General features: G+C 36.9%; 9 protein-coding genes. 4 read left to right on the forward strand and 5 right to left on the reverse strand.

Features of this window, described 5'->3' with window-relative positions; genetic code table 11:
- Positions 1-2: 2 nt before the first annotated feature.
- A complete protein-coding gene (locus ACULEU_RS07040; RefSeq protein WP_445454744.1) occupies positions 3-830 on the reverse strand; it encodes a phytanoyl-CoA dioxygenase family protein in 828 nt (275 codons plus the stop codon).
- A gap of 172 nt (positions 831-1,002) precedes the next feature.
- On the opposite strand from ACULEU_RS07040, the gene ACULEU_RS07045 reads away from it, so the two are divergent.
- Positions 1,003-1,839 carry an AraC family transcriptional regulator gene (locus ACULEU_RS07045; RefSeq protein WP_445454745.1) on the forward strand — a complete coding sequence of 279 codons (837 nt, stop codon included), beginning with the start codon at positions 1,003-1,005 and terminating at the stop codon, positions 1,837-1,839.
- Between the two features lie 11 nt (positions 1,840-1,850).
- Here ACULEU_RS07045 and ACULEU_RS07050 read toward each other — a convergent pair whose 3' ends face one another.
- Positions 1,851-2,573, reverse strand: a complete 723-nt coding sequence (locus tag ACULEU_RS07050) for a DUF4197 domain-containing protein (RefSeq protein WP_445454746.1) — start codon at positions 2,571-2,573, stop codon at positions 1,851-1,853.
- A gap of 185 nt (positions 2,574-2,758) precedes the next feature.
- On the opposite strand from ACULEU_RS07050, the gene ACULEU_RS07055 reads away from it, so the two are divergent.
- Complete coding sequence (locus tag ACULEU_RS07055; protein WP_445454836.1) at positions 2,759-6,184, forward strand: methylmalonyl-CoA mutase family protein; 3,426 nt, start codon at positions 2,759-2,761, stop codon at positions 6,182-6,184.
- A 1,117-nt stretch (positions 6,185-7,301) separates the two neighbouring features.
- The gene (locus ACULEU_RS07060) at positions 7,302-8,876 is read left to right on the forward strand and encodes a PKD domain-containing protein (protein WP_445454747.1); all 1,575 of its coding nucleotides are present in this window, start codon (positions 7,302-7,304) and stop codon (positions 8,874-8,876) included.
- 144 nt (positions 8,877-9,020) lie between these two features.
- Here ACULEU_RS07060 and ACULEU_RS07065 read toward each other — a convergent pair whose 3' ends face one another.
- Both ACULEU_RS07065 and ACULEU_RS07070 read right to left on the reverse strand, forming a co-directional pair.
- The gene (locus tag ACULEU_RS07065; RefSeq protein ID WP_445454748.1) at positions 9,021-10,883 is read right to left on the reverse strand and encodes a mucoidy inhibitor MuiA family protein; all 1,863 of its coding nucleotides are present in this window, start codon (positions 10,881-10,883) and stop codon (positions 9,021-9,023) included.
- 700 nt (positions 10,884-11,583) lie between these two features.
- Positions 11,584-11,730 carry a hypothetical protein gene (locus ACULEU_RS07070; protein WP_445454749.1) on the reverse strand — a complete coding sequence of 49 codons (147 nt, stop codon included), beginning with the start codon at positions 11,728-11,730 and terminating at the stop codon, positions 11,584-11,586.
- A gap of 152 nt (positions 11,731-11,882) precedes the next feature.
- On the opposite strand from ACULEU_RS07070, the gene ACULEU_RS07075 reads away from it, so the two are divergent.
- Positions 11,883-12,398: a hypothetical protein gene (locus ACULEU_RS07075; protein ID WP_445454750.1), complete on the forward strand. Its 516-nt coding sequence runs from the start codon at positions 11,883-11,885 to the stop codon at positions 12,396-12,398.
- Between the two features lie 69 nt (positions 12,399-12,467).
- Here the strand turns inward: ACULEU_RS07075 and ACULEU_RS07080 are convergent, their stop codons facing one another.
- Positions 12,468-13,727 carry an aminotransferase class I/II-fold pyridoxal phosphate-dependent enzyme gene (locus ACULEU_RS07080; protein WP_445454751.1) on the reverse strand — a complete coding sequence of 420 codons (1,260 nt, stop codon included), beginning with the start codon at positions 13,725-13,727 and terminating at the stop codon, positions 12,468-12,470.
- Between the last annotated feature and the right edge of the window lie 61 nt (positions 13,728-13,788).

Consider the following 13,788-nt stretch of genomic DNA (forward strand, 5'->3'; position numbering starts at 1 on the left):
GTTTAATTGGAATATAATACAGGGTTAATAGGTGAATTGATAGTCTCACCAACCACGGCATTGGGGCACCACGTATTCCAATCGTTAATTTGATTATCGTTTTCCGGATTTTTCAAAATCATGTCTTTGTCCATATAAATCACCGTCATTACTTTTCGCATATCTGGAGTAACATTAGCACCGGCTCTATGAAAAACCCATCCCGAATGAAAGCTGATTTCCCCTAAATCAAAGGGTTCGATAACGTGTTGGAAATCCGTTACCCTAAGTTTTTTCTGAATGAGTTCCTCGCTCTCATCGCCAATACTCAATTCTCTTCCTTCCACAATAACATGACTTCCGGTACTAAACTCTAAAGGTCCCATTTCAAGTGGTGTAGCTTGTAGCGGCATCCAAGCCGTAATGGTTTTATCAGAAGCTAAAGGCCAATAATATTGATCGGCATGCCAAGGTGTAATACCACCGCCACCTTCTTTAAACAAAGCTTGATCATGGTACATTCGAACGCCATCTACTTGCATCAAATCGGCCGCAATTTTGGCAATTCGTTTGCTAAAAACCAATTCTTTAACAATACTATTTTCGCACCATAAATTAAATAACTGTAAAAAAGCTTTGCCGTAAGTGGTGCGTTCTTCTAACGGAGTAGCTTCCTGATTCATAGCATTCACTTGTTGCGTGATGGCTTTGTTATAGTAGGCTATGGTTTCAGCATTCAAAACATGTTTCAATTTGATGAATTTGTTTTTGTCGTAAAACGCTAGTTGCTCCTCGGTAAGCTGATACGGTTGTTCTAAAAATTCAAGAATGGAAGTTGGTGTTGTTGGCATACTTTTATTTTTTTATGTCTGACTAATTATAATTGTAACGGGGTAATCTTTTTGTACGATGATTCAAAATTAGATTTTCTCGATACTGCCCAATAGTACAAAAAATGAAAATTATAATACTATATTGTTTATTTTTGAACTTATTATTTAATTTTTGTGTTAATTAGGTGTTATGAAACCCGTTTTAGAAACTATAGTCACCGCAAATGCTATTCATGCTTTCGAATTTGAAATGCCTTTTTTTGAATTCAAATGGCATTATCATCCAGAGTATGAATTGACTTTGATTATCAAAGGAAGTGGGATGCGATTAGTAGGTGATAGCTATTTACCCTTTGAAGCTGGTGATTTAGTTTTATTAGGTCCTGATATTCCACACACATGGGAAAGCGACGCTAATGCATTCGATAAAGTTGCTGCAGTGGTGATTCAGTTTTCAGCCGAATTTATGGCCAACACAATGAAAATTGAGGCTTTTTATAAAATCAAGCTGCTATTGCATGCTAGTGTACGTGGATTGTCTTTTTCAAATTTGTTAACAACTGAAATGCAATCGCAAATGAGAGCTATTACTACAGAAAAAGGAGTCAGACAAATTACAGCCTTGTTCAACGTCCTTGATAATCTTAGTTTTGGCAATCATGAAATATTAGCCTCTCCATTTTATGCACCCAACAACTCTAAAGAAAACGAAACCAGAATCAATACCGTGTTCAATTACATTAAACAGAACCTAACGAACACAATTCAGTTAGAACACGCTGCAGCATCAATTCATTTGACTGCTAGCGCTTTTTGCAAGTTTTTTAAAAAAATGACAGGAAAGACTTTCTCTGATTATGTGAACGAAATCCGTATTGGTTACGCTTGTACACTTATAACACAAACGGATAAAACAATAGCTCAAGTTGCCATTGAGTCAGGTTTTGAAAACCAAACGTATTTCAACCGAGTATTTCTTAAAAAGAAAAATTGCACCCCGAAACAATTCAGAATGCAATTAAAATAGGGTGTATGGTATTATTTTTTATCCTGTTTGGCAAAAACCTTTTTCAAAAGATTAGTAGTTCTTGAATTTAAGTTACCTCTAATGTCCTTTTCCTCAACCGCTATCATTTTAAATACACCTTCAAGTGCTTTACTGGTGGTGTAGTCGGTTAAATCCGGATTTACTTTACTCACTAACGGAAGACTGTTGTACTTTTTAATGATGGTAGCCCAAACTTTATCAGCGCCAACCTTAGCAAACGAGCTTTGAATTACCGGATTAAACTTGGCATACAATGGTGTAGAGGTAGAAGTCTGTAGATAATTAGTGGCAGCATTGTCGCTTCCCATCAAAATATTTTTGGCATCGGTAAAAGTCATTTTTTTTACGGCATCCACAAAAATCGGAGTTGATTCTTTTACAGCATCTTCTGCCGCACGGTTCAGCATCAGAATGCCTTTGTCTGCAAGGGAACTCAAACCAATTTTTCTGAGCGCTTTATCTACTTTTTGTAATTCGGCCGGCAAAAGGATTTTTACCATTTCGTTTTTATAGAAACCGTCAACAGCAGTGAGCTTGGTTACTTGTTTTTCAATTCCTTTATTCAAGGCTTCTTTCAAACCGTTAGAAATATCCAAGGATGATAATGATTTCGAAGTAGATGGAATATTTTTTTTAATCTGGTCTAAAATCTTGACTTGGGAAAATCCCATGACAGGAAGTAATAAGAGAAGAGCGAGTTGAGATTTGCGCATATTTTTTTGTTTTTAGAATCGTAAGCCTTTACTTTTTTAGTGGTTATCGACTTTTCAAAGATATAAATTGAAGGATACGAATGGGTTAATTTTTTAGTAAACTTTCCAAAAATTATGCCAAGGGTTTCGGCAATAATTTTTATTAATTCCGTAAATTGCGGCTCTAAAATTATCATATTCTCATGATGGAACCACAAATACCATACATTCCAAAAAACAAAGTTCGTATTGTAACGGCAGCTTCCCTTTTTGACGGTCACGACGCCGCTATCAACATCATGCGCCGAATTATTCAGGCTACCGGAGTGGAAGTCATTCATCTGGGTCACGACAGAAGCGTAGAAGAAGTTGTAAACACTGCCATTCAAGAAGATGCCAACGCTATTGCCATGACATCGTATCAAGGTGGTCATAACGAGTACTTTAAATACATGTACGATTTGCTTCAAGAAAAAGGCGCGGGTCATATCAAGATTTTTGGAGGTGGAGGTGGTGTGATTCTGCCAAGCGAAATAGCCGAATTACAAGCCTACGGAATTACCCGGATTTATGCTCCTGATGACGGTCGTGCCATGGGATTACAAGGTATGATTAACGATTTAGTGCAGCAGTCGGATTATCCTGTTGGTGACCAACTTAACGGCGAATTAAAACATATAGAAGATAAAAATCCAACAGCTATTGCCCGATTGATTTCTGCGGCTGAAAACTTCCCCGAAATTGCAAAACCTGTTTTTGACAGTATTCATACGATAAATGAAACTTCTAAAATTCCGGTTTTAGGAATTACAGGAACAGGCGGTGCTGGAAAATCGTCTTTGGTAGACGAATTAGTGCGTCGTTTCTTAATCGATTTCCCCGAAAAAACGATTGGATTAATTTCGGTAGATCCATCCAAACGTAAAACTGGCGGTGCTTTACTAGGAGACAGAATCCGAATGAACGCCATCAACAATCCAAGAGTTTACATGCGTTCCTTAGCTACACGTCAATCCAATTTGGCGCTATCAAAATATGTAGCCGAGGCGATTCAGGTTTTAAAAGCTGCAAAATACGACATCATTATTCTCGAAACTTCCGGAATCGGGCAAAGTGATACCGAAATCATGGATCACTCTGACGTTTCTTTATATGTAATGACACCGGAATTCGGTGCTGCTACGCAATTGGAAAAAATCGACATGCTTGATTTTGCTGATTTGGTAGCTATCAACAAATTTGACAAACGTGGCGCTTTAGATGCCATTCGTGATGTCAAAAAGCAATACCAACGCAATCACAATTTGTGGGATACCAATCCGGATGAAATGCCTGTTATAGGTACCATCGCTTCACAATTTAACGATCCCGGAATGAATGCACTTTACAAAAAAGTGATGGATAAAATTGTAGAGAGAACCGGAGCGGATTTGCAATCTACTTTCGAGATTACCCGCGAAATGAGCGAGAAGATTTTCGTCATTCCACCACACAGAACCCGATATTTATCTGAAATAGCCGAGAACAATCGCAAATACGACGAAACTGTTTTGACTCAAGTCGAAGTGGCGCAAAAGCTATACGGCATCTATAAAACGGTCGAATCGGTAAACAAGAAAGCACCTAAATTTGATAAAGCAGGTATCGATGCTAACTCTTTGAATAACAATGAAGATAACAAAGAGTTTCTAAACTTATTGATTAAGGAATTTGACCGTGTTAAAATGAACCTTGATCCTTTCAATTGGGAAATTATAGTAACCTGGAACGACAAGGTAAATCAATATAAAAATCCGGTGTACAGCTTTAAGGTACGTGATAAAGAAATCAAAATTCAAACCCATACCGAAAGCTTATCACATACGCAAATTCCAAAAGTGGCCTTACCTAAATACCAAGCTTGGGGCGATATTTTGAGATGGAATTTACAAGAAAATGTACCGGGTCAGTTTCCTTTTGCATCGGGTTTATATCCGTTTAAACGGGAAGGTGAAGATCCATCGCGAATGTTTGCCGGCGAAGGCGGACCGGAACGTACCAACAAACGGTTCCATTATGTAAGCGCAGGTTTACCTGCGAAACGACTTTCTACCGCTTTTGACAGCGTAACCTTATACGGAAATGACCCTGATTTGCGCCCAGATATTTATGGAAAAATCGGAAATGCCGGCGTTTCTATCTGCTGTTTAGATGATGCTAAGAAATTATACTCTGGCTTCGATTTAAGTCATCCGCTAACTTCGGTAAGTATGACGATTAATGGTCCGGCACCAATGCTATTGGGCTTTTTTATGAATGCTGCCATCGATCAGAACTGTGAAAAATACATTGTCGAAAATAATCTTCAGGTTGAAATTGAAGAACGCATCAACGAAATCTATAAGAAAAAAGGACTAACTCGACCTAAATACAACGGAGTGTTACCGGAAGGCAATAATGGTTTAGGCTTGATGTTACTCGGAGTTACCGGAGATCAGGTCTTGCCAAACGATGTCTATCAGGACATTAAAGTTAAGACGTTATCTCAGGTAAGAGGTACGGTTCAAGCCGATATTTTAAAAGAAGATCAGGCACAGAATACGTGTATTTTCTCTACCGAATTCGCTTTACGATTAATGGGTGACGTGCAGGAATATTTTATTCAGAAAAATGTGCGCAACTTTTATTCGGTTTCTATTTCGGGCTATCATATTGCCGAAGCCGGTGCCAATCCTATCACGCAGTTAGCCTTTACTTTGTCTAATGGATTCACTTATGTAGAATATTATTTAAGTCGAGGCATGGACATCAATGATTTTGGTCCAAATCTGTCCTTCTTTTTCTCTAACGGAATCGATCCCGAATATGCCGTAATTGGTCGAGTAGCGCGTAAGATTTGGGCGAAAGCCATGAAAAATAAATATGGTGCCAATGAAAGAGCTCAAATGTTGAAATACCATATTCAAACGTCAGGTCGTTCGTTACATGCGCAGGAAATTGATTTCAATGATATTCGTACGACTTTACAGGCTTTATATGCCATTTATGACAACTGTAATTCGCTGCATACCAATGCTTACGATGAAGCCATCACCACACCAACAGAAGAATCCGTTCGTAGAGCAATGGCCATCCAATTGATTATCAATAAGGAATTAGGACTAGCCAAAAATGAAAATCCAATTCAAGGCTCCTTTATCATCGAAGAACTGACCGATTTAGTAGAAGATGCTGTATTACAAGAATTCGACCGAATTACAGAACGTGGCGGCGTTTTAGGTGCTATGGAAACCATGTATCAACGAAGCAAAATACAGGAAGAAAGCTTGTATTACGAAACGTTGAAACATACTGGTGAATTCCCAATAATTGGAGTAAATACATTTTTGAGTTCCAAAGGTTCTCCAACGGTTTTACCGGCTGAAGTGATTCGTGCTACCGAAGAAGAAAAACAAGAGCAAATCAAAACACTTGATAATTTACATAAAACCTATCACGACAAAGAAGACGAACAAATTGAAGCGTTACAAAATGCTGCCATCAATAACGAAAACATCTTTGAAGTCCTGATGAATGCTACCAAATATTGCTCACTCGGACAAATCACCGCTGGTTTGTTTGAAGTAGGAGGGCAGTATAGGAGGAATATGTAGGTTCTTTTTCATACCGTGAACGATATAATCATATAAATAAAGACCTCACAGTGATGTGAGGTTTTTTGTTTTTTCCCGCTACCGCTCGAAATCGAAGATTCGACGGAGTCAATCCTTTCGTGTTGTTTAGATCCAAGTTGCAACAGAAGCCTGATGACACGTATTTGCAATCCTTGCTATCAAGTTATCCTTTAAAATTATTGTCACAAAAAAAACACATTTAAAAATTTTGTGACAAAAAGTGTCACAAAAAAAATAAAACGAAAAAAATTGTGACAACTTTTCGCCGCCGGATAAAATCGAAGATTCGACAAAAGCTATCCTATAATGTCGCAAAGGTGACGCGTCCTATTAACGTCCAATAAGCGTGCAGTAAGCGTGCAGTAAGCCCCATCAATACTTCTCGCAACCCTATCAGCCTCTAATGCTTACTTACAATCGGTAAAAATATACTTTAAACCATAAGCTCTAAGAAAGTAAATCTTTTAGAGAGAATAGTCCGAGCAAAGCTTCGAAATCCAGCGGCGAAGCAGCGCGAAGTTTGCCGGACGGTTTTAAACGTAGTTTAAAAATTCCTTCTAAAAGGGTCCTTTTTTTTTGGTTCGTTTTTTTTTGGACAAGCAAAAAAAAATGAACAGAACCCCTAACGATAATACATTGTACAATCGCATCTAAATAATAGGTATTCACAATATAATTCCTGACAAACAATAAACCTCATCACTAAACCATAAGCTCTAAGAACGCCAATCTTTTAGAGAGAATAGTCCTAGCAAAGCTTCGAAATCCAGCGGCGAAGCAGCGCGAAGTTTGCCGGACGGTTTTAAACGTAGTTTAAAAATTCCTTCTAAAAGGGTCCTTTTTTTTTGGTTCGTTTTTTTTGGACAAGCAAAAAAAAAGGAACAGAACCCCCAACCATACTGCAATGCACTATCGCATCAACTACAGAGAAATCCGAGCAAAGCTCAATGAACAACAAAGTCACGCTACTCTATAATCAAGAACAGAAAAGGTATAGCATTTTCAACTTATATTATTTTTCAAAGTCTATTGCATTGGTTAGTATAATGCTTTCAAAAATTATAATTACTTTTAACACACTATAAATAAATTGAATATGAAAAACATTACTTCTTTATTCCTTTGCTTTCTATCCACGTTGAGCTTCTCTCAAATAAGTTATCTCTCCACAGATTATGCACTTCAAAACGAGTCCTATATAGTTAGTACCGCTACAGCTCAGGCTTTAACGTTAGATTATGTTCAAACAGGAGCCAATTTCAACTGGAATTACAATACACTAGTTCCAGCAACTCAAGAAACCCTATTGATTCAAAATCCTAATAATGTGGGCTATAAAAATGTTTGGTGTCTTTTAAATGGCTATTTTTTTAATTGTAATACACAGTTTAATAATAACTTCAATTTAGCGCTCAAATTATCCAACGGAATACAAATTCAAGGTTACGGTATAAGTAATGTAATGGATCATTTAAAGGTATCATCTACTACTGTAGAAGACAGAATGATTGGTGCATCTATCACTGTTGGTGGAACCACATTACCTTTTGTAGCATCGTATCAAACAGCCGATATTCTTTATCAATTTCCAATAAATTATAATGACAACTATACTAATAATTTTGCTTTAAGCGTCGATTTAACCACTTTAGGCGTGCCTGTGCAATATGCTTCAACAGGACAGCGTACCAATTTAGTAGAAGGTTGGGGTTCCTTGACAACCCCTTTTGGTACTTTTCCTAATGTTTTGAAAATGAAAACTACTGTGGTTAATGCAGTAACGGTGACCGCAAATGGTACTCCAACACAAAATACGGTAACCACAGTTTCCTATAAATGGTTTGATAAAGATTATGGAATTCCAATACTTCAAGTGGATGGAAATCTGGTTGGCACTACTTGGGTGCCTAATCAAGTTACTTATTTTGATACGCAGCGTTGTCTAACTCCTAATGCAACATTTGGATATTTCCCCATAGCTAGCGATTTTAACCCAACTACTAACAATGCTTCGGTTTCTTTTATAAATACAAGTAACAACTATGATAGTGTTAGTTGGAATTTTGGAGATGGAACAGCGGTAAGCACCGATATTAATCCAACTCATAATTATAGCTGTCCTGGACTTAAACAAGTAACACTAACGATTACTAATGCATTTTGCAATCCGGATCAAACCGATACCTTTACTATTCCGGTAAATATCACCGACACTCAAAATGCTTTTACAACCGGAGTTACAGTAGGAGATGCATCATTATTGGCTGACAGAGATTTAGCCGGAACGACTTATCAATGGCTAGATTGTGATAATAATAATCAACCCATTCCCAATGCTACGGGTCAAGTATATACTCCGGGAGATAGCGGAAATTACGCTGTTCAATTAACAACCAATGGCTGTGTAAGTGTTTCCGGTTGTTATTCCCTTACGACATTGTCAACAATAGATTTAAACGGAAATACAAAAGTCCACCTTTTTCCTAATCCTACCAAAGGCAAGTTAATAGCATCAAACAATTCGATTGAGATTACTAAAGTTACTGTATTTAATATGTTAGGTATGCAGGTAGGAGATTCTTTAGATCTTTCTGCTCATGCAGCTGGTATCTATATTGTCAAATTAGAAACCAGTAATGGAATTTATTCTCAAAAAATAAGTAAAGAATAAAACAAAGAAGAATAAAGGACAAACCCGATGGCGCGGATTTGCAATCCATGCTCAAAACAATCCTATCAGCGGGCAGTATAGAAAGAATATGTAACTAACAGCATTTAAAAACAAAGCCTCACATCATTGTGAGGCTTTGTTTTTTTATAAATTGATTTTCTTATTTTTTGGATATTTTACCTGATAACCCAGTTGTTTTTTGACTACTTGTTTCGGTGTAATCGTTACCGGCCAATACAATATCCCAGTTTTTTCATCGTATTCAGCACCATCTACGGTAGTTTTTTCAACTTTAATCTCTTTGTTTTGACTTAGTGGAATGCGATCATAGATTCTGACTGTAGCATCAGTGGATTTGTTATTCCGTAAAGTAATTTCATAGTTGCGGTCAACAATTCGGGTACTACCTAAAAAAGATTTGTCTTTAAGGTTATTGACTTGCTTGCGTTCGATAATCAGATTGCTATCAATTCCCATAGAAACAATTAATTCTTCCTCAGTTTGATACGGATTGATAAAGGTTGTTCCTGCATAACTTCCTTCGGTATAAATACTGGCATCACCAGGTAATAGATCATATTTATTCCATTCTTTTAACTTGGCAGTCAGGAATACATTTTCACTCAGAATTGGTGCAGTGTAGTATTCAAATGCTGCCGGAATAACAAAATTATCAATCTCAATGATGGACGGCGTATCAAGGGACGGAATAGAGTAGTTCTTTTTTATCTTAAAAGATACGGTATTCATTACAATTTCTTTTTCATCACCAGAACCGGTAATGGTAGCCTCATCAACTTCAATGTCATCCTGAGCAATATCTTTGGAAGCAGTTTTGGAGTATCCCAGTACCACAACTTCTTGAAGTTGTACGCCACTATCTTTCATGGTTACGTTCATAGTAGTACTGTAAACAGGAAGTATAATGTTTTCCATCCCCGTAAACGAATACACCAATTCTTTTCCGTTTTCGATCTTTAAAGTATATCTACCATCAAAATCAGTTTGAGTTCCAATAGTAGTCCCCTTGATTATTACATTCACGCCGGGAAGAGGGCCGCTTTTATCGGTAACTACGCCAGATACTACTTTAACCATGGGATTGTAAATAAAATTCTGATTCGCTTGGAAAACAGGTGCATAGTAATTGTTTGGATTAATGAAATTCAGATAATGGGTTTCAATTTTTGGTTTCTCATTATTAACGGTTGGATTTCCGGTAGACAAAATCAGCTTTACATCATTCCAGTCTTCACCGGTATTTTGGTACACTTGTGCTTTGTAAGCAAATTGTAAGGCATCTTTAGTGTTCTTAGTTTTTATTTCGTAGGATGGAACCCAGCCAGCTTCGGAAACAATATATTTTAATGTTAGATGGAGTGCGATAGCTTCTGTTGGGTTGTCTAATTTTACGACAATCTCTCCTCTGGTTTCGTTAGAATCTCCCATTATTTTTTGCAATTCCTGCTGCATAAGTCTAACATCAGTATCCATGGAAGCAATTTTTTTATTGATGTCATAGATTTCCATTTTAATAACAGGAACACGTTCTCTGTAATGTTTGGAATGCAACAGTAATTTATCGAGTGCTACTGCTTGTTGAGTGCTGCTTAAATTCTTATTTAGTGTGAGGATGGATTCTTCCTCTTCAAGACCTTTGACACTACTTTGTAAACGCGCAATTTCTCTGAGCTTGTCATTGATTTCAGTTTGTAATGTTTTAATTTTTTCAGATACTATTTTTTTTGGATACGATAGCACTTCATACCCAATGGAGAGTATGGACACCTCTTTTAATCCACTAATTTGTATGGTGTTTTGATTAATAAATTGCGACAAATCAGTTATTCTTAAAACACTTGATCCTTTTGGAATAGTAGTGATTACATCGGAAGTAATTTGTGCTCCATTAGTATAAACAGTAACTTCTTTTGGAGTTGATTTTACTTTAATTTCAGTAGCAAAAGTAGCAGTCGAAAATAAAAGAAATAGTATTATTTTTTTCATAGATAGTAAGTATTTTAATGGGAGATTTCAACACAATCAAAGATATAAAAACAATCCTCCGCCACCGCACGAAATCGAAGATTCGTCAAAGTCAATCCCTATAGCGCGTATTTATAATCCGTGCTAAAAACAATAATACAATATCGTTAAACCATAAGCTCTAAGAACGCCAATCTTTTAGAGAGAATAGTCCGAGCAAAGCTTCGAAATCCAGCGGCGAAGCAGCGCGAAGTTTGCCGGACGGTTTTAAACGTAGTTTAAAAATTCCTTCTAAAAGGGTCCTTTCTTTTGGTTCGTTTTCTTTGGACAAGCAAAGAAAATGAACAGAGCCACAACGATAATGCAATACACTATCGCATCAACTAGAGAGAAAACCACTATAGCACGGATTTGCAATCCGTGCTATCACATTATTTTTTAAAAATCTTGTCACAAAAAAAAACACATTTAAAAATTTTGTGACAAAAAGTGTCACAAAAAAAATAAAACGAAAAAAATTGTGACAACTTTTCGCAACCACACGAAATCGAAGATTCGACAAAGGCTATCCATAATTTCGTAAAGGTGACGATTTCTATTAAGCCCTATCAAAGCCCAATCAAAGCCCAATCAAAGCCCAATCAAAGTGCAATCAAAGTGCAGTAAGCGTGCAACACAAGAGAATCGTATTTTTATAAGGTCATAGTAGTAAATCTAGACCTTACTGCTTAGCGCTGTCCTCATTAAACTTCTTGGCAATGGCTTTGAGCTTTTCTTCTCGTGCCATTTTCTTGGCTTTGTCCTTATCCTGCGCTTTGTGAAGTTTATCGTTATGTGTCTTGATGTTTTTAGCGTTGTTTCTTCCCATAGTTGATTGTAAGAGGATCTTTTCGTTGGAGATTTTGAAGTGCACTCATATTTGGTAATAATCAAATTTAGCGTATTTTTTTTCTAAACAGAATAGTTTGGCACAATTAATGAATAGCGTAATTATATCATTAATCATTAAAAAAGAAAACCATGAAAAAAATTACTTTTATTTTAGCTGTTATCGGGATGATAACACTAGGAAGCTGCACCGTAAACGAAGACAATGACACCGTTGATAATGATACTATTAGCGAAGTATTTGAACTAAGAAATGTAAACTTCGCTTTTGACGCAGTTAACGGATACAACATTTATCGTACACTAAACCCTCAAATTTTTCCATCTGACGCAATCCTCATATACCGATTGAGCGGAACTATTGATTCTAGCACTCCAATTTGGCAGCCAATTCCAAGAACGTTGTTCTTAAATCAAGGGGAACTCGATTATGATTTCGATTTTAGTAAAGAAGATTTTACCATTTATGCCGGTGGAAACTATGACTTGAGTTTAACTCCAAATTTCCTAAACAATCAAACATTTAGAATCGTAATTATTCCAGGGTTCTTCTCAAATAAATCTTCTGCAAAGGTTGATTTTAATGACTATGACGCTGTAGTTAAAGCCTTCAAAATAGACGAGACTAAGATTATCTCCATGCAATAATAAAGATTGCACTTCATAAAAAAAAGCCATCTCTTAAAGATGGCTTTTTTATTTTATATAAAGTAAAAACTACGACACATCAATTGTTGTAGCTTCAGCAATCTTTTTATACGTTCCGTTTAAAAGTTTTTCACGAATAGCATCAAAAGCCGTAAGCGTTTCATCAATATCAGCTAAAGTATGAGAAGCGGTCGGAATCATTCGCAATAAGATAATGCCCTTTGGAATTACAGGATAAACTACAATGGACAAGAAGATGCCATAGTTTTCACGCAAGTCATTAACCATCACCATCGCTTCTGGAATAGAACCTTCAAGATACACCGGAGTCACACAGGTATTAGTATCTCCAATATTGAAACCGTTCTTTTTTAATCCGTTTTGTAATGCATTTACGTTTTCCCAAAGTTTATCTTTTAACCCCGGATTATCGCGTAATAATTGTAATCTTTTTAAAGCACCCACCGTTTGAATCATCGGTAAGGCTTTGGCAAACATCTGTGAGCGTAAGTTGTATTTCAAATAATCAATAATGTCTTTATCTCCAGCTAAAAAAGCACCAATACTAGCCATTGACTTCGCAAATGTGGAGAAATACACATCGATCCCATCTTGGCATCCTTGCTCTTCTCCAGCTCCGGCTCCGGTTTTTCCTAAAGTACCAAATCCGTGCGCATCATCCACTAAAAGACGGAAATTGTATTTTTCTTTCATCGCCACAATCTCTTTCAACTTTCCTTGTTGGCCACGCATTCCGAAAACACCTTCAGTAATAAATAAGATACCACCACCGGTTTCAGTAGCCATTTTGGTAGCACGTTGAAGGTTTTTCTCCATGCTTTCCAAATCGTTATGTTTGTAGGTAAATCGTTTTCCCATGTGCAAACGTACACCATCAATGATACAGGCATGTGCATCTACATCGTAAACGATAATATCATTTTTAGTCACTAAAGCATCAATACACGACATGATTCCTTGGTACCCAAAGTTGAGCAAATAAGCCGATTCTTTCATGACGAAAGCAGCCAATTCTTTTTCTAATTGTTCGTGAGCATCGGTGTGTCCCGACATCATTCGAGCTCCCATAGGATAAGCAGCACCATATTGAATGGCCGCATCCGTATCGGCTTGACGCACTTCAGGATGATTTGCTAATCCTAAATAATCATTCAAACTCCAGTTCAAAATGTCTTTGCCGTGGAACTTCATTCTTGGACCTAATTCGCCCTCTAATTTTGGAAATACATAATAACCTTCGGCCTGAGAAGCCCATTTTCCTAGCGGACCTTTATTGTTTTGTATTCTTTCGAATAAATCTTTTACCATTGTAAAGTGTATTTAAAAACGAGGCAAAAGTAATCATAAATTTAGTTTACTCCTAATCATT

This window comes from Flavobacterium sp. 25HG05S-40 (assembly GCF_052654735.1).

Excerpts from the sequence above, each read along its gene's own strand:
- ACULEU_RS07040 (WP_445454744.1), bottom strand. The coding sequence starts at position 830 with ATGCCAACAACACCAACTTCCATTCTTGAATTTTTAGAACAACCGTAT.
- ACULEU_RS07045 (WP_445454745.1), top strand. The coding sequence starts at position 1,003 with ATGAAACCCGTTTTAGAAACTATAGTCACCGCAAATGCTATTCATGCT.
- ACULEU_RS07050 (WP_445454746.1), bottom strand. The coding sequence starts at position 2,573 with ATGCGCAAATCTCAACTCGCTCTTCTCTTATTACTTCCTGTCATGGGA.
- ACULEU_RS07055 (WP_445454836.1), top strand. The coding sequence starts at position 2,759 with ATGGAACCACAAATACCATACATTCCAAAAAACAAAGTTCGTATTGTA.
- ACULEU_RS07060 (WP_445454747.1), top strand. The coding sequence starts at position 7,302 with ATGAAAAACATTACTTCTTTATTCCTTTGCTTTCTATCCACGTTGAGC.
- ACULEU_RS07065 (WP_445454748.1), bottom strand. The coding sequence starts at position 10,883 with ATGAAAAAAATAATACTATTTCTTTTATTTTCGACTGCTACTTTTGCT.
- ACULEU_RS07070 (WP_445454749.1), bottom strand. The coding sequence starts at position 11,730 with ATGGGAAGAAACAACGCTAAAAACATCAAGACACATAACGATAAACTT.
- ACULEU_RS07075 (WP_445454750.1), top strand. The coding sequence starts at position 11,883 with ATGAAAAAAATTACTTTTATTTTAGCTGTTATCGGGATGATAACACTA.
- ACULEU_RS07080 (WP_445454751.1), bottom strand. The coding sequence starts at position 13,727 with ATGGTAAAAGATTTATTCGAAAGAATACAAAACAATAAAGGTCCGCTA.